Below are 20885 nucleotides of genomic sequence, written 5' to 3'. Positions count from 1 at the left end.
ATAATTCTTTGTGCCTTTGCGTTTTTCCAACAAAAATAAAAACAAAAAAATGCGATCCCGAAAGACCGCATTCCATTAACAATATAATTAAATTTACTACTTCCAACCGCCACCTAACGCTCGGTATAAGTCTACAATACTGCTCAATCTCTGTCTTTTTACGGACGCCAGATTAAGCTCTGCCTGTAGAGAATTTCCCTGAGCGGTAATTACTTCTAAATAGTTTGCCATTCCGCCTTTGTAAAGCATTTCGGCACTTTTAATTCCATCTTTTAAGGTTGCCACCTGCTCGGTTGCTTTTTGTTCCTGAACTTTTAAACTTTCGTTGGAAACCAAAGCATCAGAAACTTCACCGACAGCATTCAAAACAGATTGACGGAACGCCAATACGTTTTTCTCTCTCTGAATTTTAGCAACATTTAAGTCTGTTTTCAATTGTCTTTTCTGGAAAATAGGTTGAGTAATTCCACCTAAAACAGAACCGAACAATGATGCCGGAATTGAAAACCAATTGTCTACTTTAAATGAATTGACACCTCCGTTGGCTGTAATTTTCAATGCAGGATACATATTTGCCTGCGCAATTCCCACCATTGAATTGGATTCCAATAATACCAATTCCTGTTGACGGACATCCGGACGACGGCTTACCATCGCTGCCGGAAGTCCCGCAGAAATATCTTGTGGTAAAGAAGTATCAGACATTTCAATCGTTCTTGTGATCTTGTTTGGATTTTCACCTACTAAAATACTCAAGGCATTTTCCTGAATCGTGATATTTTGCTCCAATTGCGTAATCAACAATTCTGTGGATTGTTTTTGAGAAGTTGCCTGTTGAACTCCCAAAGACGTTGTATCACCACTTTTCCACAATTTTTCTGTCAAAGAAAGGGTATTGGTGCTTAATTCTAAATTCGATTTTGCAATCTGTAATTGTTTGTCAAGCATCAATAAATTGTAATATCCTTGGGCAATCGCTGCAACAACCTGTGTCTGAATCGCTTTTGTCGCTTCATAAGTTTGCAGATACTGCATTTTAGAAACTTCCTGCTGATTTTTTATTTTCCCCCAAATATCAGCTTCCCAAGATAGGTTGAATGCTGCATTATAATCTTCAACATGACTCTGACCTAAAAATAAGTTTAAGCTTTGCCCGTTCATGCTGTTTTTTGAAGGTTTTGAAATCTGTGCAGAAACGCCAAAACCAACATCAGGATATTGAAGATATTTTGCCTGCTTTAATTTTTCCTGTGAAGAAGCTACCTGTTTTAAAGCGATCTGTAAATCGTAATTATTTTTAATTCCTTTTTCGATTAAACTTTGCAACATAGGGTCGCTGAAAAATTCTTTCCATTGTAAGTTCGCAACGCTTGCTGTATCGGCCGTTGCTGTATATTGAAACGTTTCCGGAAGCTCAAGCTCAGGCTCCTTGTATGCCAGTTTCGACACGCAGGAGACCGAACCCAGAGCCAGTCCAAAAGCGAAGATGATATTTATTACTTTTTTCATAAGTCGATATTTATTTTTAATTGATGACAAAAACTTTGAGAAGTTATGTTGCAAAGAAGTCTTTAGTAGGAGAAAATGCTTTGCTTTTTATGATATTAGTTTGAATAGTTTCTTCTCTATTTTTTTATTTCCCACAGACCCACGGATTTTCACAGATGATTGTATTATTTGTGAAAATATTTGTGCTGTTTGTGGTTAAATATTCTCAAAGTTTTGTCAATCATTATATTAGTGAGCCGGAGTTAAAAGATCTTCCTCCAATTTTTGTCTTTGAAGTCTTTTCTTTTTTCTGCTCGGCATTTTTTCGTGTAAGTACTGGAAGATTACAAACATTACAGGAATAATGAATACTCCGAATACCACTCCTGTAAACATTCCTCCAACGGTACTGATTCCAATTGAATGGTTTCCTTTTGCAGCCGCTCCCTGTGACCAAACCAATGGCAACATTCCGACGATGAAAGCAAATGAGGTCATCAAAATCGGTCTTAAACGTAATCTTGAAGCCTGAAGTGCTGCTTCCAGTAAACTTCTTCCTGCATTTCTTCGCTGAACGGCAAATTCCACAATAAGAATGGCATTTTTCGCCAATAATCCGACGAGCATGATCAATCCGACCTGAACGTAAATATTATTGTCAATTCCTGCTAATCCTGTGAAAGCAAATACTCCGAAAATCCCTGTTGGAATCGTTAGAATAACCGCAAACGGAAGGATGTAACTTTCATACTGGGCTGCCAATAAGAAATAAACGAAAAGAATACTTAATGCAAAGATGAAAGTCGTTTGTCCGCTTGTTTTGATTTCTTCACGCGTAATTCCTGTCCATTCATACCCAAAACCTCTCGGTAGCGATTTTTGTGCAGTTTCTTCAACCGCTTTAATGGCGTCTCCGGTACTGTAACCAGGTTTTGGTGTTCCGTTAATTGTAACTGCATTGAACAGGTTATTTCTTGTTACCGTTTCAGGTCCGAACGTTCTTTTTAAAGTCACCAATGTTTTTACAGGAACCATTTCTCCTGATTTATTTTTAACATAAATTCCTTCCAAAGAGTTCGCATCCGTACGATAAGGAATATCCGCCTGAGCCATTACTCTATAATATTTCCCGAATCTGTTGAAATCTGAAACGAAGCTACTTCCGTAATAAATCTGCATAGTCTGCATCAATTCCGTAATCGAAACACCTAGCTGATTGGCTTTATCTGAATCTACATCAATGGTATATTGCGGATTTCCAGCTGCGTAGGTGGTAAAAGCAAAAGCAATTTCCGGACGTTTCATCAATTCTCCGATGAAGGCCTGAGTGGTTGTTCCCAATTGTTCAAAAGTACCGTTGGTTTTATCCTGAAGCATAAATTCAAACCCGGAAACGTTACCAAATCCCTGAACCGTGGGGAAGTTGAAGAAGAACGCGTTGGCATCTTTTACCTGCGCGACTTTTCCGGTTAATGAAGCTGCAATCTGGTCGGGATCTTTCATCTCGCCACGTTGATCATAATCTTTCAGTTTAATGAAACCTGCAGCGTAAGGTGAAGCATTAGAGTTACTGATGAAGTTCATTCCATCGGCCACCCAAAGGTGATTTTTAGCTTTTTCCCCGTTAATGATCTTATCGATTTGCTCTGTCGCTTTGTTGGTTCTGTCTAATGAACTTCCCGGAGGCGTATTCACCGCATATAAAACGAATCCCTGATCTTCTGTTGGGATAAATCCTGAAGGTGCTTTGTTGATTAAGAAAACACTTCCGGCAATCAGAAGAGCTAAACCTCCGATCGCGACCCATTTATTTTTAATTAAAAATTTAAGACTGTAGATGTATTTTCTGGTCATGTTATCAAAACTGGCATTGAAAGCATTGAAAAATCTTGCTCCAAAACCTGTTTTTTTACCATGTTCACCGTGTTCTCCCTGAGGATCATTGAGGAACATCGCACATAAAGCCGGACTTAATGTTAAGGCATTCACTGCAGAAATCATAATCGCAATTGCCAATGTGAAGGCAAACTGTCTGTAGAAAACTCCCGCAGGACCCTGCATAAAGCCAACCGGAATAAATACAGCACACATCACCAATGTAATGGAAATAATAGCACCGGAAATTTCACTCATGGAGCTCATCGTTGCATGTTCCACAGGCATTCCTGTTCTTTCCATTTTGGAGTGAACGGCTTCTACCACTACAATGGCATCATCCACCACAATACCGATGGCGAGTACCAATGCGAACAATGTCAACATATTAATACTGAATCCAAACAGCTGAAGGAAAAAGAACGTTCCCACAATAGCCACAGGTACCGCAATCGCCGGAATTAATGTAGATCTGAAATCCTGAAGGAAAATATATACTACAATAAATACAAGGATAAACGCAATCACCAACGTTTCAACTACCTGATGGATTGAAGCATCCAGGAAATCTTTAGAATTATACATGATGATCGGTTCAACTCCTTTTGGAAGGGTTGTTTTCATCTGATCAACCTGTTTTTCTATCTCTGTTAAGATCTCGTTAGCATTCGATCCTGCTGTTTGAAGAATAGCAAATCCGGCAACCGGTTTTCCATCAACTCTGTTAGCGGCTGTATACGTATAAGAACCGAATTCTACTCTTGCCACGTCTTTCAATCTTAGGAAAGAACCGTCGCTGTTTGCTTTAATAGCAATATTTTCGTAGTCTTCGTTTTTATTTAATTTACCTTTATATTTTAAGATATATTCGTAAGTTTCCTTGCTTCCTTGTCCCAAACGACCGGGAGCCGCTTCTAAGTTATGATCTTTTACGGCATTCAAAACTTCCTGTGGAGAAAGTCCGTTCGCTGCTAATCGGTCCGGTTTCAGCCAAAGTCTCATGGAATAATCTCTCGTTCCGAAAACCTGTGCCTGAGCAACCCCCGGAATACGCTGAATTTGTGGAATGACGTTAATCTTCAAATAATTCTGAAGGAAAAGCTCATCATATTGTTTTGGGTCATCACTTGATAATCCCATAAACATAATCATACTGTTCTGAACTTTCTGTGTCGAAATTCCCGCCTGAACAACTTCCTGAGGAAGCTGACTCATCGCTTTGGATACACGGTTCTGAACGTTCACGGCTGCATTATCTGCATCGGCACCCTGTTTGAAGAAAACGCTTAACGTCATGGTTCCGTCGTTACTTGAATTGGAAGTCATGTACGTCATGTTTTCCACTCCGTTTACAGCTTCCTCAATTGGGGTGGCTACCGAACGGGCAACCACTTCCGCATTCGCTCCCGGATAGAAAGCCGTCACCTGAACACTTGGCGGCGCAATATCCGGAAAGAGGGCGATGGGCAAATTAAAGAGGGACAGTGCCCCCAATAATAAAAGTATTATGGAGATGACCGTTGAAAGTACCGGTCTTTCTATAAATTGTTTTAACATAAGAAGTTTAATTTTAAGTTGCTTATAGCGATTAGCTTTTGGCCATTGACTAAAAAAAATAATGCTTCAGAATTAATAATTTTTAAATCTTGCATTGAAGGCAAAAAGCAAAAAGCCAGAAGCAAAAGCTGTTTTACAACGGTTTTGCCTTTAGTAAGCTGTCAGAAGAAATAGCTTTCGGCTTGATAGAAACACCATCCTTTAAGCTGCCCAATCCCGTGTAAACGATTTTGTCACCCGCGGAAACTCCTTCAGAAATAAAGTAATAGCTTTCTGTTTTTCCTGATATTTTTATCGGTTTGCTGGCTACTTTCTGGTCTTTTCCAACCACATAAACGTATGTTTTATCCTGAATTTCAAATGTTGATTCTTGTGGAATAACCATTGCATTAGACATTAATTGCGGCATACGAACGCGTCCTGTATTTCCTGTTCTCAATGCCCCGTTGGCATTTGGGAATACAGCACGAACACTGATGGCTCCTGTGGTTTTATCAAACTGCCCGTCTACGATGCTCATTTTACCTTTTTCAGGATAAATACTGTTGTCAGCGATCACCAAATCTACCATTGGCATATTTTTTAGCTTCTCGTTCAAAGTAGCACCTGGATATTTATTCTGAAAAGCAATAAAATCCAGTTCGCTTAAAGAGAAATAGGCATAAATCTCGCTGATGTCTGATAATAAAGTCAACGGATTTACATCTGTTCTTGAAATTAAACTTCCTTTTTTATAAGGAATTCTTCCGATGTATCCGCTTACAGGAGCGGTAATCGTAGTAAATCCAACATTAATTTTAGCGCTTCCAACTGATGCTTTTGCTTGTGAAGCGGCTGCCACTGCAGCTGCATAATTGGCTTTTGCTGTTCTCAGCTGTACGTCTGAAACTACTTTTGCAGCTACAAGAGGTTCTAATCTGTCGACCTCAACTTTAGCTTTTTGAATATTGGCATTTGCAGCCTGTAAATTGGCACTTGCCATATTCATCTGCTCGCCGTAAGTTCTTGAATCTATTTTGAATAAAGGCTGTCCGGCTCTTACGTAAGCGCCTTCTTCCACATAGATTTTGTCTAGATAACCGTCTACCTGCGATCTGATTTCCACATTATTTTTTCCTTCCAAAGCAGTCGGGAATTCCTGATAAGTGGTTGCCGGAGACGTGATGATAGTATAAACAGGCAGCTCTGGAGCGGGAGGAGCCGTATTAGATCCTTCAGCAGCCTTTGTGCAGTTTTGTAAAAGGATAATACTTGATATAAGTACGATGAACCTTATTTTTCCAGGTATTTTCATTTTTAGTTTAAATTTTTTAATGAAGTGTTAGATTAAATAATATTGTTTTTAATTAATATTCTGTTATTTTTCCTAACGGTGTTAATTTAAAGTTTAAAAAAAATTACAGAATTATTAATCTTGATCAGGTAGATGTTTCCATAATCGAAATTGTTTTTAATGTTGATTTAAGTATATAAAAGCAAGGTGTACGTGTGTTATTTTTCCTAACAGTGTTAATGGTAAGGAAAGAAAATTACATAAAGTAATGCCATGAAATTAGTCTTCATTGTAAAGTTTATTTTTTTTTAAGTTGAATACTATTAATTATACTGTGATACTTTTCCTAACGGTGTTAATTTTTAGTTCAAAAAAAATTTATAAAGACTTAATGAAAGCAGAAACTGTTTCATCCAAAGTCGTTTTATTCATCGTAGAAGGAATGTCGTCATTACGCATCATCATAATGGAAATCAAACCATGCACCGCTGAAAACAGCGCGTGAGAGGAGTGACAGGCATTATCAGGATTTGAACCTTTTTTCTTGATGATCTCATAGGTGCAGTCATACAACATATCCTGAAACGACGAAAATTCTTCTTTCATCAATCCTTTTCCGCTGCATTGCATTCCCAGTCCGAACATCAGCTGATAATACTCCTTATTCTTAAAAGCAAATTTCCAGTATGCATCTACAATCGCTTCCAATTGCTCTTCAGGCGTGTCATGCTTTTTCTGTGCTTTTAATAATTCGATGTGCAAACAATGGAAGCCATTCAGTGATATTTCAAATAAAATAGCTTCTTTGTTTTCAAAATAATCATACACTACAGGCGCACTGTACTCAATAGCATCAGCAATTTTTCTGATCGAAAGTGAAGCCCAGCCCTCTGTTTTAGCCAAAGAAAAAGCCGCGTCCAAAATATTGGCACGTATAGATTCTTTTTCTCTTTGACGACGTTCATGTAAGCCCATGATATTTTTTTCTAACAGTGTTAGCAAAACTACAAACTTTTGAACATAACTTCCAAACAAATTTTAGACTTTCATTTTAAAGAATAGTTTTACATAATTTTGAAAATTTACTGGAAGCTGGAAGAATAGAGGCTGGAAGTTACTTTTTTTGCTCTTATTTCTGAATCATTGTAAAAATTAATATAGTTTATAGTCCAATTCAATTGAATATTATTTTTTAAACTTCCATCTTCCTGCCTCACGCTTATTTACTTATATAATAAAGAAAATCTCTATCTTTGTGCACAAATAAAAAAGTTATGAATACTCCCTCAAATATGATTGATTTAGGTTTAAAAGCACCATTTTTTGAGCTTCCGAACCCTTCAAAAACAAACGAAATTCAGTCATTGGATGATCTGAAAGGAGAAAAAGGAACATTGGTGATCTTCATGTGTAACCACTGTCCGTTTGTTCTTCATGTGATTGATAAGCTGAATGAATTATATGAAGATTATAATGAAAGAGGGATTGAATTTATTGCGATCAACTCCAATAACGTAGAAAAATATCCAGATGATGCTCCGGAAAAAATGATCGAATTTCAAATTGAAAGAAACTTTGATTTTCCTTATTTATATGACGAAAGCCAGGCTATTGCCAAAGCTTATGATGCAGCTTGCACACCGGATTTCTTTTTCTTTGATGATAAATTAGACCTTATTTACAGAGGGCAAATGGATGATTCTAGACCTGGAAATCATAAAGATGTAACGGGTGAGGATCTGATTATTGCTTTTGAAAATCTTTTGTTGGGCGAACCTCAGGAAGAAATTCAAAGACCGAGCATGGGTTGTAATATTAAGTGGAAATAATTTCTGGTTGATTTTTGCGGGCTGTCGGATGATGACTTTGCAATTCAAAATATATAAAGCTGTTCTTTTGGACGGCTTTTTTGTTTGCTCTCGCAGATTTAGTAGATTTTTATGTGCAATCATCTGTGAAATTCGTGTGATCTGCGGGAAATTTTAAACGCAAAGATTTATATAACTTTATGTTTGATTTTAAGTCAAGCAAAGACAAATAAATTTGCTTCGCGAAACGAACGTTTAGCTTCATCAGATCAACTTGTTGATTCAATCTTTGCTCCTTAAAATATATTTAAAAAGATAAATCTTTGCGTTAAAAAAAAAAATCTGCGTAATCTGCCAAATCCGCGAGAGGTTTATAGCAATTATTATTAGAGAAATGTCATGTTGAGCTTGTCGAAACATCTAAAAAAATACTTTAAAAACTAGTTTTAATTTTCACCTTATTTTCAATCTTCAAATCCACATTCACTTTTTTGTGTGAGAAATTCTTAATAAATTCTGAAGGCGTTTTTTCAGTATATTTTTTAAACATTCTATTAAAATAAGTCACATTATTAAAGCCACAACTGTAACTGCATTCGGAGATCGTTTTATCATGAGCCATCAGTAAACAGGCTTTATTGATGCGATATCTGTTCACAAATTCGGTAAACGTAATCTGCGTTGCTTTTTTGAAAAAGTTACAGAAAGCGGGCAAAGTAAGATTGGCGAGCTTTGCCACCTCATCAATATTGATTTCTTTGTCATAATTGTTTTCAACATAGGTGAAAATATTTTCCAGTCGCGTTTTATTTTTTGAAATAATGGTATAAGGCATAATTTCTTTATTTAAAAGCTCATAATCTTCACATTTTGAAAGTTCAAAGAGGATTTCCAATAACAGCAAATATCTTTTGTATCCTTCTGATTCTAACATGAGTTTTAATTTTGGAAGCATCATTTTGTGGATATTATGGTGAAAATGAATCCCGAATTTTGAAAGTTCCAATAAATTTTTGATTGAGATTGCTTCTACTTCCTGATGCGGGAATTGGAGAATTTCTTCTTTAAACTGAAGCACAATTTCTTCATGCGGGTCAATAGAATTCAACCCAAATCCTGAATGCGGAATATTGGAACCGATCAAAACTAAATCTCCGTTCGTATAATTACTTTTATGATAACCAACATGTCGCGTTCCGCTTCCGGAAAGCACACACACCAGTTCGATTTCGGGATGATAATGATATTCCCATTTAAATTCTGAAATAGGAGAATTGTTGTGAATGATGCGAAAAGAGCTCTTTTCATCGGGGATAACTCTTTCAAAAGTAACTTTCATTTAGTTAATCATATTTTATTGACTAAAATAATAATTATATTAATATAGTTCAAATATTGATTTATGATGTTAAATTAACGTTAAGCGAAATGCCTTTATCTTAGTCACCAAGAAATTATATGAATGAAAAATTTCAATATTAAGGCCGTTTTATTTTTAAATTATTTCGTTTTTGCGATTCTTCTGAATTCGGTAGGAACGGTGATTTTGCAAATGCAACAAAACTTCGGAATCTCAAAATCTTCAGCCAGTGTTCTGGAAGGTTTCAAAGATTTGCCGATTGCGATTTGTTCATTCATTCTGGCTTCATTTTTACCCAAGATCGGAATCAAAAAATCAATGTTAATCGGATTGCTTTTGGTAAGCTGTATGTGTTTTGTGATGCCTTTTGCGAATACTTTCTGGTTTTTCAAAATTTTGTTTACGGTGGTCGGGGTTTCTTTTGCTTTAATTAAAATTTCCGTGTTCACCTCTATCGGATTGGTGACGAATACAGATAAAGAGCATTCAAGTTTTATGGGTTATCTGGAAGGGTTTTTCATGATCGGCGTATTAATGGGAAATGTTTTATTCAGCTTATTTATTGATGACCATAATCCAAGATCGACCCATTGGCTGAATGTTTACTGGGTTTTGGGTGCAATTTCTACCTTGTCTTTTTTGTTTTTATTCTTCACAAAATTGGACGAACACGAAGCGAAAAGTGAGAAAACAGATTTGCTCGGAGACTTAAGAAACAGCATCAGTTTATTCAGTTATAAAAAAGTATTGTTCTTTTTATTATGTGCTTTCCTTTTCGTTTTAGTTGAACAAAGTTTCCAAACGTGGACACCGACTTTTTATAAAGAAATTTTAAAAGTTCCGACTTCGATGAGTATTCAGGCGGGAGCAGTTTTGGCAGGAGCTTTTGCGTTGGGAAGGTTTTTATCGGGCTTTTTCTCGAAAAAATTCAGCTGGATTTACGTGGTTTCTTTTTGCGTCGTTGGTTTTGCAATCAGTATTTTATTAGTTCTTCCTTTAACTCACAATATTCATATTGACGCAGGAACAACTTGGTTGAATGCTCCGTTGGTTGTCTATTTATTTCCGTTGATGGGAGGTTTATTGGCGCCCATTTATCCAAGTATCAATTCGGTGATCTTAGCATCGATTCCAAAATATTTACACAGTGCCATGTCTGGTTTAATCGTTGTTTTCTCTGCAATCGGAGGAACAATCGGATCTATTATCACGGGTTTTGTGTTTCAGGAATTCAGTGGTCAACAGGCGTTTTACCTTTCATTAATTCCACTTTCATTGTTGATTATCTCGGCAATTTTCATGAATAAATTAAAAATAAATCCTAAAAAATAAAAATGAATAAACAATTATACATAAAAGAAATTCAGGCTCTTTTTGATGATGTTCAGAGATCAAAGGTTTTTGAAGATCAAAAAATGATGACCGATGCAGTTCCGTTGTTTCCAATTTCTGAGATTAATGAAAAATATGGGCAGGAGAAGCAATCTCATGATTTTGATTTGAAAAATTTCGTACTATCAAACTTTGACTTTTTAGGAGCAAGAGTTTCAATTCAAAGAGAAGATCAGTTGCCGATTGAAGAGCATATTGAAAAACTTTGGGATGAGTTGACCAGAACTGCTTATGAAGAAAAAGGAACATTATTGAAACTTCCGAAACCGTACATCGTTCCCGGAGGTCGTTTTAACGAATTTTTCTATTGGGACAGCTATTATATTATGCTTGGACTACAGGTTTCCGGAAGAGTGGAAATGATGGAGAATATTGTTGAAAACTGTTCTTATTTAATTCAAACTGTTGGATTTGTGCCGAATGCGAGCCGAACTCATTTCTTAAGCCGTTCTCAGCCGCCGTATTTTTCGTTGATGTTGGATCTGCTTTTTGAGACTACAAAAGATGAAAATACTTATATCAAATATCATGATACTTTAGAAAAAGAATACGCTTTCTGGATGAACGGAGTTGAAAAACTGGAAAACGGATCGAGTACAAAAAGAGTGGCAAAAACTGTCGAAGGAAATATTTTAAACAGATATTACGACGCAGAAAATGAGCCTCGCCCTGAAAGTTATTTAATTGATATTGAAGACGGCGAAAATACTGGCGAAGAATTTTACAGAAACATCAGAAGTGCTTGTGAATCGGGTTGGGATTTTTCCAGCAGATGGTTTGCAGACGGCGAAAATATACAGACGATTGAAACGTTGAGTTTGGCTGAAGTTGATCTGAATTGTCTTTTGTGGCATTTGGAGAAAACATTGGCAAAATCTTCGGCGCTTCAAAATTTTACCGAAAAAGAAAAAAAATATTCTGAAAGAGCAGCAGACCGAAGACAAATGATCGATAAATACTTTTGGGATGGAAATATTTATAAAGATTATCACTTAAAAAAACACACACAAACCCCGTCTGAACATATTGCTGCTCTTTATCCTCTATTCCTTGGATTGGCGAGTGAAGAACAGGCGAAATCTGTTGCTGAAATTATTTCTGAAAAATTTTTATATCAAGGCGGATTGGTGACCACGACTAAAAAAACGGGACAACAATGGGATTTACCAAATGCCTGGGCGCCTTATCAATGGTTGGGTTTTAAAGCGATGAAGAATTATGGTTTTGATGATTTGGCCGAAAAAATAAAAAATAACTGGTGTTTCAACGTGGAAAGAGTCTACAAAAACACCGGAAAATTAATGGAAAAGTATAATGCATTAGATACAGAAACGATTGCGGGAGGTGGCGAATATCCAAATCAGGACGGATTTGGATGGACGAATGGAGTTTATCTTAAATTAAAAGAGGATTAAATTTTAAACAAGAAAAAATTAAAACTAACTGTAAAAAAATATAAGACTATGAATAAAAAATCGATCTTATTAATGGCCGGTGTGGCAACGCTTTATTTCAATAATGCGTATGCACAGGAAACTCCGCAGGATTCCACAAGATCGGCATCTATTGAGCAGGTTGTCATCACAGGTAATTCCAATCCGAAAAAGAAAATAGAATCCAGCACCGCAATTTCCACGTTTAGTGCGAAAGAAATTCAGAAGCAAAACCCGATCAGTGCGGCGGCTTTATTACAAAGAGTTCCCGGTTTTGCAGTGGAAACTTCTGGTGGAGAAGTGGGAAATAACCTTTTTGCAAGAGGTATTCCTTCCGCCGGAGCGTATGAATTTGTGCAGGTTCAGGAAGATGGCTTACCGGTTTTTGAAGATGGTGCATTGCAGTTTGCCAATGCCGATAATTTTTTCCGTGTAGATAATTCCGTGAGCCGACTGGAAGCTTTGAGAGGAGGTTCGGGATCGATTTATGCCACCAATTCTCCCGGAGGTTTGATCAATTTTATTACGAAAGAAGGAAGCAACGATTTCAAAGGAACGGCGAAGTTGGAAACCAGTACTTATGGCTTGATGCGTACCGATCTTAATCTTGGTGGTGCTTTGGTTAAAGATAAATTATTTTTCAATGTCGGTGGTTTTTACAGAACAGATGACGGGATCAGAAAAACAGGTTTTAAAGCCAATAACGGAGGACAAATCAGAATGAATCTTAAATATGTTTTCGATAAAGGATACGCCAAAGTTTATTATAAAAAACTGGACGACCGAAATACCTTCTTCCTTCCGATTCCTTTGGTGCAAAACGGAAATAAGCTGAAAGGTTTTCAGGGGTTTGATCCGAATTACGGAACGTATAGTTACAGAGCCATCAGCCAGTTGAATATTCCACAAGCAGGAGGAGGTTTTTTCAGTAGAAATTTAGAAGATGGAATTCATCCGAGAGTTGATGTTTTAGGAGCTGAATTTAAATATGATCTTGGAAATAATTTCTCTGTGATCAATAAAACGAGATACACCAATATCAATATGAATTATACCGGAATTTTCCCTTCCGGCGGACCACAGTTAGCGGCAGATTTTGCTAAAGACAATGGTATTGCAGGGAATAATTTTCAGTATTCATCAGTGAGTTCAGGAGCTATTGTAAATCCTCAATATGTTCAGAAGCTAGGTTTTTGGGCAATCGATAAGCAGATGAATAATTTTGTGAACGACTTACAACTTAATTATAAATTTGATAAAGGAAATGTGACGGCAGGTTTTTATAAGTCTAACTGGAAATCTCATCAAAACTGGAACTGGAGCAATATTCTGACTACAGCAACCGACAGACCTGAATTGCTGAATTTGGTTGATTCTTCATTAAATCCTACTGATGTCGGATATTCTAAAACCTACAATGGCGTTACCGATATGTCTTTCCTGATGAGAGATTCTCAGATTCAGGGAAGTCTGAATGATCTTTATTTGAATTTAGATTATAATATTACAGAAGCTTTAAGTTTTAACGGAGGAATTCGTTATAGTAGAGATTTTTACAAAGGATATGGAGTGAATACCACGACTTCCAATCTTAATAATTCAGGGTTGACCATAGATGGAACTCACGGTTTTGAAACCACGACGGCTGATGATAATATGGCAGTTTTAGGAAATAAATACACCTATTGGAATTATGATGTGAATAAAGTTTCGTTTACGACCGCTTTAAATTATAAAATCAACAGAGAAAATGCGGTTTATGCCCGTTTTTCAAATGGTTTCAGATCCCCGAATGAAGAAGCGTACTATAATAATATGAATGATCTTTCGGCGATAAAGCCGGTAACGACCAATCAGCTGGAAATTGGATACAAATACTATTCAAGATCGTTTGATTTTGCGGTGATTCCGTTCTATTCAACCTTGAAAAATCTTTCGTTTACTGATATTTTCTCAGACGGAACTTCTGAAAATAAATTCGCCAACACAACCAATATCGGAGTTGAGTTGGAAGGATATGCCAGATTATTTAATAATGTGCTCGAGCTGACTTTCAACGGAACGATTCAAAATCCAAAATATAAAGATTTTACGGGACGAAATGCAGACGGAAGTTCTTTTAATTATGACGGAAATGCGGTTAGAAGAATGCCGAAATTCTATTTCAATATTTCTCCTGCGGTAAATATTACGAAACAGTGGAGAGCATATGTAAGTATGAATTATTATGGGAAGCGTTTTCAGGATGAGGTTAATTCGGAAAATAACAGTTTGCCTTCATTCTCAGAATTCGGAGCAGGAACTTCTTATCAGTTAGGAAAAATCCGTTTTGCAATAGATGGAACGAATATCTTTAATACCATCGGAATCACAGAAGGTGATCCAAGATCTCCATTAACGGGAACCGGCGATATCAGAATGGCCAGACCGATTATGGGTGCTGCAGCAAGAGCGTCGATTACTTTAGATTTCTAAACAATTAGTTTTTTATATAATTTTAAGGCTGTCTCATTAAAGACAGTCTTTTTTATATGCTATCTAAGATCCAGCTTTATTGATAACATATGTCATAAGCCAATCGGGAATCAATTCTTTTTCAACATTTATTGTTAGTTCGCCATTTTCTACCTCCGCAATCATAAGCATTTCGTCCGAGTTATCAAATAAATAGGCTCGATCTACCAGCTTAAGGGCAGCGTAGAGATTTTGAAGGGTATTGATATATCTTGTTTTTACTTTTTGCGGGTCTACTTTGTGACCACCTTTTCGTACACGGTCATTTACGCGGGATATGTTTAGATTTGCCTCATCCAGACAGATAAAGTATAAATAGATCCTGTAACCATTTCTTTGGGCATTGATTATTTCATCTAATTTTGAAGGGTGGCTCATTACTGTTTCAAATGTGTAAGAAATACCATTTGCTAATAGATGCTCTCTTATAAATGATGTAATAAGCGCTGCTTCGTAGCTATGCGTATCACGGGATTTATCCACAATGATATTTTCTCTAATCTCAATATTGATGCTATGGTCCTCTTGTTCGGATTTTTTAAGAAGTGTTTTTGCATTCGGACTTTCGCAAAAGCGGAGGAGATCTTCTTGAGAAAGGTCGAGACCATAGGGCTGTAAATCAAGAAATCCCTTTTCAAGGATTTCTTTTTCAATGACATCGGAATTAATGAAAATTCCATATCTGTAATTTCTTTGCTGGAAAGTATAGAATAAAGTGGATTTGCCTGAGCCATTTGGACCTGCAAAAATTCTTAATTTTTTCACTTTAGACATATTTTGCTACCTTTTGTTATTCTGCCTTTATCAGCTGTCATTCTCTCAATGGAAGCTTTTTGAACCATTTTTCCCTCCTTAAACTGATAGATTATTCCATTTCTTATGACTTCAAATGGAATATCCAAAGCTATGGAGGATCTCTTTGCATTTTTTGATGCAATAAGAGCAAAGCTGGCGATACGTTCTCGTCTTAAGCTGTTTCTGCGAGCTTCTTTCATTCGGCATCTTTGAGTACTTCTATTTTTGCTCATCTGTATACATTTATTAAGCTAAAATACAAAAAAATACGATTGAACTGTTAAATGACAAAAACAGAGAGGGTAAAGTCACAACAAAAATAAATAAGCCTGACTTTATTTAAAAAACGGATTATATTGCTTCTCAAACCCAATACTCGTCGCATTTCCGTGTCCTGATAAAATCTGTGTTTCATCATCAAGAATAAAAAGTTTGGTTTTAATTCCGTTGATAAGTTGTTCGTGATTTCCTTTATAAAGATCCGTTCTTCCGATGCTTCCTTCAAACAAAACATCACCAGAGATCATGAATTTTCGATCGTCATTATGATACACAATACTTCCAGGAGAATGCCCCGGAACATGATAAATCTTAAATTCCTCACCATCAAGGTCAATCGTTTCTCCCTCGTTAATATATTCTATGTCTACATTTACAGGTTCCAGCGGGAAACCGAATCTCATTCCGCTTGCCTGAAGCATATCTAAAACTTCCTGATCGTCTTCATGCATTGTGACGGGAACTTTAAATGTGTCGTATGCCCATTGAAGTCCCAAAACGTGATCAATATGAGCGTGTGTTAAAAGAATTTTCTGAATTTTTAATCCGTTTTCTGAAATAAAATTGTCAATAAGCTGAGTTTCCTGCTCATTCATATTTCCCGGATCAATAATCCATCCATTTTTATTGTCATTATAGAGAACATAGGTGTTTTCGCTTGCAAAATTGAATACGAATCGCTGAATCTGAAGCATAAGCTGATTATTTTTTTTGTTGAAACAAATGTAGCCACAAAAGTTTTGGTGTAAAAATATTTGAATGATAAGTTTAGGGTAAACCTGGTAAAGGGGGAATTTGATTTTAGGGGTTGGAGGCGGGGTGCAGGAAGATGGAAGTAATACCATTTATGTTTTAAAGTTACCTTAAAAAACCACGAAGTGGTTTAATATGAATAGCGTCGGGTAAACCCCGATGAATAAGTATTGCATAATGATGTAACCCTGAAAGGGTTAAATAATTTAAAAAAAATTTAAAGACAAAATGGTGTAAGTGGTTTTTTTATCAGCAGATTTTAGGTTTTTTCACAAGGGCATCATGTACTATTGAAAACTATCATCTATTAGGCGGAAAGAAAAAGCTTCCGGCTTTCATCGTTCAATCTTTTCATCGTGACAAAAACCTTAGCCCTGATTGCAGCATTGTTTGAACTCATTTTTTTGCTGGATCAGAAGAGGGCAAAAAATAGCGAGTGCGGAAAGCAGGAATAGCTTCAAATAAAAAAATGAATAATGATTTTTGTTAAAATAGGAATTCAGTTTCCATCTTGTATGGTTTAAAAATGAATTTTCGTTATCTTCGTCATAATGAAAACTTTGCAATTATTATTAGTTTCTTTAAGTGGTTTGATGCTGGGGCAGAAAATCCAGAGTATCCAATTGTTCAATCCGCAGACGAATGACGAAACGCCGGTTATTAATTTTAATCAGCAACTGGTTTTGAGTTTCGATGATCTCTCTAATTCCAGTGAAATTTATCGGTATACATTGAAGCATTACGATAGAAACTGGGAAGATGATAATCTATTTTTTACGGAATTTGCAAACGGAAGCCTGAATGGTTTGCTGGATCGTTTTGAATATTCTTTTAATACTTTGCAGCCTTACACGCATTATAAACTCAATTTTCCGAATGATAAAATGCAGCCTAAAGTTTCGGGAAATTTTGAATTAATTGTGTATAAAGATTCTGCCGAAAAACCTTTATTTACGAGGCGTTTTTATGTCGTGGAAGAGAATGCGACCATGGCATTAAATGTGACCCGTTTTGCAGATGCGAGAAATCCCAATGCAAATCAAAGGGTAGAAGTACAGGCGGTTGCCGTAGGGGGAGACCTGACTTCAAATGTAAATTCCATCACCATTAATGTGATGCAGAATAACAATCCGAATCTGACCGTTAATAATCTGAAGCCAAGTACAACACTAGGAAATAAATTGCTTTTTCAGCAAATGAATCTTGTGTTTCCCGGAAATAACGAATTTTATTATTTCGATAACAAAAATATGAATATGGCGGCCGATATGGTGCAGTCTGTTGAGGTAAAAGAGGGGGTGAATTATACGTATCTTCATCCTGTCTGGGCCTATCCGCTGAATTACCAATATCAGCCGGATGTGAACGGAGCCTGGTATTATCGTAGGAACGACTTGGGATTAGAGCGAAATGCCGAGCGTGAAGCAGATTATTCATGGGTTTATTTTTCATTGGATTCGGAACCTTTGGATAAAGAAATTTATGTTTTGGGCGGTTTTAATGATTTTAAACCGAGTAAAGAATTTCAGATGCAGTATGATGAGCAAAATAAAAGATATGTAGCGAAGATTTTCCTGAAACAAGGTTTCTACAACTATATTCTGGCGACAAAAGGATCCAACGGAGCATTGAATTTTGGTGAAATTAACGGGAATTTCTGGCAGACAGAAAATCTATATCAGAGTTTTATGTATTATAAGCCGTTTGGGAGAAATTATGACGGATTGATGGGGTATGGAGAATTCAGAACGCCTGTGAAATAAAATTTATATAAATGTATTTTTAGCGAAAATAAAAAAGCCTTACAGAAAATAGACTGTAAGGCTTTCATATAATAATACTTGTCTTGAAATATAATTATGTAATCAAATAATTCTAATCTTCTTTAAAGATAGCGGTGATGAAAAGATTTTCCTCATTTTCAAAAACGTAATGAATATTCACAGGAAAATTCAGCATTTTATTCACAGCAATCTCACTAGACTTAGTGGGCGATCTCTGCAAAATACCATCGATAGACATTTTCAGATCTTCCAGAAAGTCGATTCCTTTTTTTTCTTGGTCAGCATTAAAAACCCGCATAAGAAGCCTTATGTCGTTTTTGGCAATGGAAGAGAGCAGGATTTTCATGTGTTAAGCACAGGTCTTTTGCAGCTCGGAAATATTCTCAAAAAAATCAAGTTTTGTTTTTGGATTTTCCTGATGAAACTGAATTCTGTATAAGACTTCATCGATCTGAAACTGCGGAACAGAAATACTACTGGGCGTTTCTAGCTTTTCTACCATTTTCGCTAAAGTTTCCAACAATTCCGGAGTGAAACTTTCAATCTTGTGCTGTAAAATTTGTGCCGTTGCATTCATCATTTTAATTTTTAAGGTTGATGATGTTCTTTTTGATGGGGTAAAGGTAAGAAAAATAATTATATTTTATATTTTTATATTAAAAAAAATAGGGGTTGTTGTTTTAAATTTTATATTTATTTTAAATTCATGGTTTTTTTTAAGGGGGTGTGTATAGAAATTATTTTTTTTGGTTCGGTTTATATCTTTAATGATATTACTTCCTTTAAGACTGAAAAAAGTTATCCACAATATGAGTTTTTCTTTTGGTAACGGAGAGTTTATCTCATGACATATTAATATTAAATGTCTTTATTAAATCATGCTCGCTTGATTATTAATAATTTAAATCGATTTATCATTCTTTTCACCCTAGCTTTAAAATGAATTACGTGTAGAGTTTTCCACAAAAGATATTTTTAAGATTCAATTTTGAAAATTTCTATCATCAAAATTTTTTCAGTAAAAGTTATCCACAATATGACTTTTTTATAATGATGAATAAAAATATACGCTTTAATATTCTATTAATTATCAAGTTTATTTAGTTTTAATGATTTGAATATTAGTTGTTTATAAATATTGAATACGGCTGAGATTTCTTCGTAATAAGAATTGGAGGCGATACTTTTCCACAATTAAAATTTGAACATTAAAGTCGAAAAATATAAATTTTAAGTAAAATAATACGATTTGAAAGTTATCCACAATGTCACGTTTTCGACAGGTGTTTCCTTCCTTAAAAAAATAAACTTTCGTCTGAGAGCCAGACGACTCAAAATATTTTCTGCCGTCTGAATTTCAGACGGACTAAACTAAAAGTGATTGAAGCAAGTATGAACCCCAGACGAGCAGAACCAAAACAGATTGAGGTTTTCTGATGTTCAGACGACGCAAATGAATATGAGTTGAGAGATTCTGAACCTCAGACGCGGTAAATAATTATTTCGACAAAAAAATAACCTCCATTTCTGGAGGTTTTATCTTTTAAACTAAATAAAATTCATTCAGTTTTTCTTCGCATAATGTTTTCACAACGTTTATCCATCGGTCTTCATCATTAAGACATGGGATGTAATGGAAATTTTCTCCGCCACCGTGAAGGAACTGTTCTTTCCCTTCCACAGAAATTTCTTCCAATGTTTCCAGGCAATCTGAAACGAAGGCCGGGCACACAATTGCCAGATTTTTTATTCCTTTTTTACCAATGCTTTCAAGGGTTTCATCGGTATAAGGTTCCATCCATTTGTCTTTTCCTAATCTCGACTGGAACGTTACCATTACTTTCTCTTTTGGTAATCCTAATTTTTTAATCACAGAATTGGTAACGTCAAAACACTGGTGACGATAGCAAAACTGGTGACTCGGATTGTTTTCTCGCGAGCAACAGTCGTTTAAATTACACGTCTTTGTAGGATCGGTTTTATAGATGTGTCTTTCCGGAACACCGTGATACGAAAACTGTAAGGCATCGAAGTTTTCAGGAAGTTTTTCCTTAATACTCTCAGCTAAACAATCAATATAAATATCTCTGTTATAAAAAGGCTGGATATAATTAATCTTAATATTGGGGAATTTTTCCTTTCTTACTTCTTCCGCTTTGTCGATCACGGTTTCCGTGGTGCTCATCGCATATTGAGGGTAGAGCGGGAAAAGTACGATATCGGAAACACCCTGATCTACTAATTTCTGAATTCCGGCTTCAATACTCGGTTGGGCATATCGCATCCCGATTTCTACAGGAACATCGACCAGTTTTTGTAGTTTTTTCTGAATTTTTTCTGTGATCACGATTAACGGAGATCCTTCGTCTGTCCAAACCGTTTTATAGGCTTCGGCAGATTTTGCAGGTCTGGTGTTCAGGATAATTCCGCGAACCAGCAATGCACGGAAGATCCAGCGATAATCAATCACTTTTTCATCCATCAAAAATTCGTCAAGATATTCCTTCACATCGTTTACTGCTGTAGACTTTGGTGAACCAAGATTTACAAGTAAAATTCCTTTTTTAGCCAAAA

General features: G+C 36.1%; 16 protein-coding genes. 5 read left to right on the top strand and 11 right to left on the bottom strand.

The features are described 5' to 3' along the window. Positions 1-96: 96 nt before the first annotated feature. The 4 genes from VUJ46_RS10910 to VUJ46_RS10895 form a co-directional block, all read right to left on the bottom strand. On the bottom strand, positions 97-1509 hold the full coding sequence (locus VUJ46_RS10910) for an efflux transporter outer membrane subunit (protein ID WP_326985009.1): 1413 nt from the start codon (positions 1507-1509) through the stop codon (positions 97-99). Positions 1510-1737: 228 nt separating this feature from the next. Next, the gene (locus VUJ46_RS10905) at positions 1738-4920 is read right to left on the bottom strand and encodes an efflux RND transporter permease subunit (protein WP_326985008.1); all 3183 of its coding nucleotides are present in this window, start codon (positions 4918-4920) and stop codon (positions 1738-1740) included. A gap of 133 nt (positions 4921-5053) precedes the next feature. Beyond that, a complete protein-coding gene (locus tag VUJ46_RS10900) occupies positions 5054-6214 on the bottom strand; it encodes an efflux RND transporter periplasmic adaptor subunit (RefSeq protein ID WP_326985007.1) in 1161 nt (386 codons plus the stop codon). A 357-nt stretch (positions 6215-6571) separates the two neighbouring features. After that, the gene (locus tag VUJ46_RS10895) at positions 6572-7195 is read right to left on the bottom strand and encodes a TetR/AcrR family transcriptional regulator (protein WP_326985006.1); all 624 of its coding nucleotides are present in this window, start codon (positions 7193-7195) and stop codon (positions 6572-6574) included. A gap of 272 nt (positions 7196-7467) precedes the next feature. On the opposite strand from VUJ46_RS10895, the gene VUJ46_RS10890 reads away from it, so the two are divergent. Continuing rightward, on the top strand, positions 7468-8022 hold the full coding sequence (locus tag VUJ46_RS10890) for a thioredoxin family protein (RefSeq protein WP_326985005.1): 555 nt from the start codon (positions 7468-7470) through the stop codon (positions 8020-8022). A gap of 412 nt (positions 8023-8434) precedes the next feature. Here VUJ46_RS10890 and VUJ46_RS10885 read toward each other — a convergent pair whose 3' ends face one another. Next, positions 8435-9340, bottom strand: coding sequence for an AraC family transcriptional regulator (locus tag VUJ46_RS10885; protein WP_326985004.1), 906 nt, complete (start codon positions 9338-9340; stop codon positions 8435-8437). A gap of 123 nt (positions 9341-9463) precedes the next feature. Here VUJ46_RS10885 and VUJ46_RS10880 point away from each other — a divergent pair, with 123 nt between their 5' ends. The 3 genes from VUJ46_RS10880 to VUJ46_RS10870 are packed head-to-tail and all read left to right on the top strand — an operon-like array spanning position 9464 to position 14661. Next, positions 9464-10693 carry an MFS transporter gene (locus VUJ46_RS10880; protein WP_326985003.1) on the top strand — a complete coding sequence of 410 codons (1230 nt, stop codon included), beginning with the start codon at positions 9464-9466 and terminating at the stop codon, positions 10691-10693. Positions 10694-10695: 2 nt separating this feature from the next. Next, positions 10696-12168: a trehalase family glycosidase gene (locus VUJ46_RS10875; protein WP_326985002.1), complete on the top strand. Its 1473-nt coding sequence runs from the start codon at positions 10696-10698 to the stop codon at positions 12166-12168. Positions 12169-12216: 48 nt separating this feature from the next. Next, positions 12217-14661: a TonB-dependent receptor gene (locus VUJ46_RS10870; protein WP_326985001.1), complete on the top strand. Its 2445-nt coding sequence runs from the start codon at positions 12217-12219 to the stop codon at positions 14659-14661. A gap of 63 nt (positions 14662-14724) precedes the next feature. Here VUJ46_RS10870 and VUJ46_RS10865 read toward each other — a convergent pair whose 3' ends face one another. The 3 genes from VUJ46_RS10865 to VUJ46_RS10855 form a co-directional block, all read right to left on the bottom strand. Next, complete coding sequence (locus VUJ46_RS10865; protein WP_326985000.1) at positions 14725-15474, bottom strand: zeta toxin family protein; 750 nt, start codon at positions 15472-15474, stop codon at positions 14725-14727. Next, the gene (locus VUJ46_RS10860) at positions 15462-15695 is read right to left on the bottom strand and encodes a hypothetical protein (protein WP_326984999.1); all 234 of its coding nucleotides are present in this window, start codon (positions 15693-15695) and stop codon (positions 15462-15464) included. Before VUJ46_RS10860 ends, VUJ46_RS10865 begins: the two co-directional genes overlap by 13 nt. A 135-nt stretch (positions 15696-15830) precedes the next feature. Then, positions 15831-16469: an MBL fold metallo-hydrolase gene (locus VUJ46_RS10855; RefSeq protein ID WP_326984998.1), complete on the bottom strand. Its 639-nt coding sequence runs from the start codon at positions 16467-16469 to the stop codon at positions 15831-15833. Between the two features lie 609 nt (positions 16470-17078). Here VUJ46_RS10855 and VUJ46_RS10850 point away from each other — a divergent pair. Beyond that, positions 17079-18290, top strand: coding sequence for a type IX secretion system plug protein (locus tag VUJ46_RS10850; RefSeq protein WP_326984997.1), 1212 nt, complete (start codon positions 17079-17081; stop codon positions 18288-18290). A 112-nt stretch (positions 18291-18402) separates the two neighbouring features. Here VUJ46_RS10850 and VUJ46_RS10845 read toward each other — a convergent pair whose 3' ends face one another. From VUJ46_RS10845 to hemH, 3 genes are all read right to left on the bottom strand, one after another. Further along, positions 18403-18657: a hypothetical protein gene (locus VUJ46_RS10845; protein ID WP_326984996.1), complete on the bottom strand. Its 255-nt coding sequence runs from the start codon at positions 18655-18657 to the stop codon at positions 18403-18405. Positions 18658-18660: 3 nt separating this feature from the next. Then, positions 18661-18891: a hypothetical protein gene (locus VUJ46_RS10840; RefSeq protein WP_326984995.1), complete on the bottom strand. Its 231-nt coding sequence runs from the start codon at positions 18889-18891 to the stop codon at positions 18661-18663. A gap of 963 nt (positions 18892-19854) precedes the next feature. Then, positions 19855-20883, bottom strand: a complete 1029-nt coding sequence (hemH, locus tag VUJ46_RS10835) for a ferrochelatase (protein WP_326984994.1) — start codon at positions 20881-20883, stop codon at positions 19855-19857. Positions 20884-20885: the final 2 nt, after the last annotated feature.

The sequence above is a fragment of the Chryseobacterium sp. MYb264 genome (assembly GCF_035974275.1).
Taxonomy (GTDB): Bacteria; Bacteroidota; Bacteroidia; order Flavobacteriales; family Weeksellaceae; genus Chryseobacterium.
This window is presented reverse-complemented; position numbering and strand designations above follow the sequence as displayed.

What these genes read in the sequence shown, in the direction of transcription:
- VUJ46_RS10870 (WP_326985001.1), top strand. Translation starts at nt 12,217, where the DNA reads ATGAATAAAAAATCGATCTTATTAATGGCCGGTGTGGCAACGCTTTAT.
- VUJ46_RS10865 (WP_326985000.1), bottom strand. Translation starts at nt 15,474, where the DNA reads ATGTCTAAAGTGAAAAAATTAAGAATTTTTGCAGGTCCAAATGGCTCA.
- VUJ46_RS10880 (WP_326985003.1), top strand. Translation starts at nt 9,464, where the DNA reads ATGAAAAATTTCAATATTAAGGCCGTTTTATTTTTAAATTATTTCGTT.
- VUJ46_RS10875 (WP_326985002.1), top strand. Translation starts at nt 10,696, where the DNA reads ATGAATAAACAATTATACATAAAAGAAATTCAGGCTCTTTTTGATGAT.
- VUJ46_RS10850 (WP_326984997.1), top strand. Translation starts at nt 17,079, where the DNA reads ATGAAAACTTTGCAATTATTATTAGTTTCTTTAAGTGGTTTGATGCTG.
- VUJ46_RS10885 (WP_326985004.1), bottom strand. Translation starts at nt 9,340, where the DNA reads ATGAAAGTTACTTTTGAAAGAGTTATCCCCGATGAAAAGAGCTCTTTT.
- VUJ46_RS10860 (WP_326984999.1), bottom strand. Translation starts at nt 15,695, where the DNA reads ATGAAAGAAGCTCGCAGAAACAGCTTAAGACGAGAACGTATCGCCAGC.
- VUJ46_RS10900 (WP_326985007.1), bottom strand. Translation starts at nt 6,214, where the DNA reads ATGAAAATACCTGGAAAAATAAGGTTCATCGTACTTATATCAAGTATT.
- VUJ46_RS10840 (WP_326984995.1), bottom strand. Translation starts at nt 18,891, where the DNA reads ATGATGAATGCAACGGCACAAATTTTACAGCACAAGATTGAAAGTTTC.
- VUJ46_RS10905 (WP_326985008.1), bottom strand. Translation starts at nt 4,920, where the DNA reads ATGTTAAAACAATTTATAGAAAGACCGGTACTTTCAACGGTCATCTCC.
- VUJ46_RS10890 (WP_326985005.1), top strand. Translation starts at nt 7,468, where the DNA reads ATGAATACTCCCTCAAATATGATTGATTTAGGTTTAAAAGCACCATTT.
- VUJ46_RS10910 (WP_326985009.1), bottom strand. Translation starts at nt 1,509, where the DNA reads ATGAAAAAAGTAATAAATATCATCTTCGCTTTTGGACTGGCTCTGGGT.
- VUJ46_RS10845 (WP_326984996.1), bottom strand. Translation starts at nt 18,657, where the DNA reads ATGAAAATCCTGCTCTCTTCCATTGCCAAAAACGACATAAGGCTTCTT.
- VUJ46_RS10855 (WP_326984998.1), bottom strand. Translation starts at nt 16,469, where the DNA reads ATGCTTCAGATTCAGCGATTCGTATTCAATTTTGCAAGCGAAAACACC.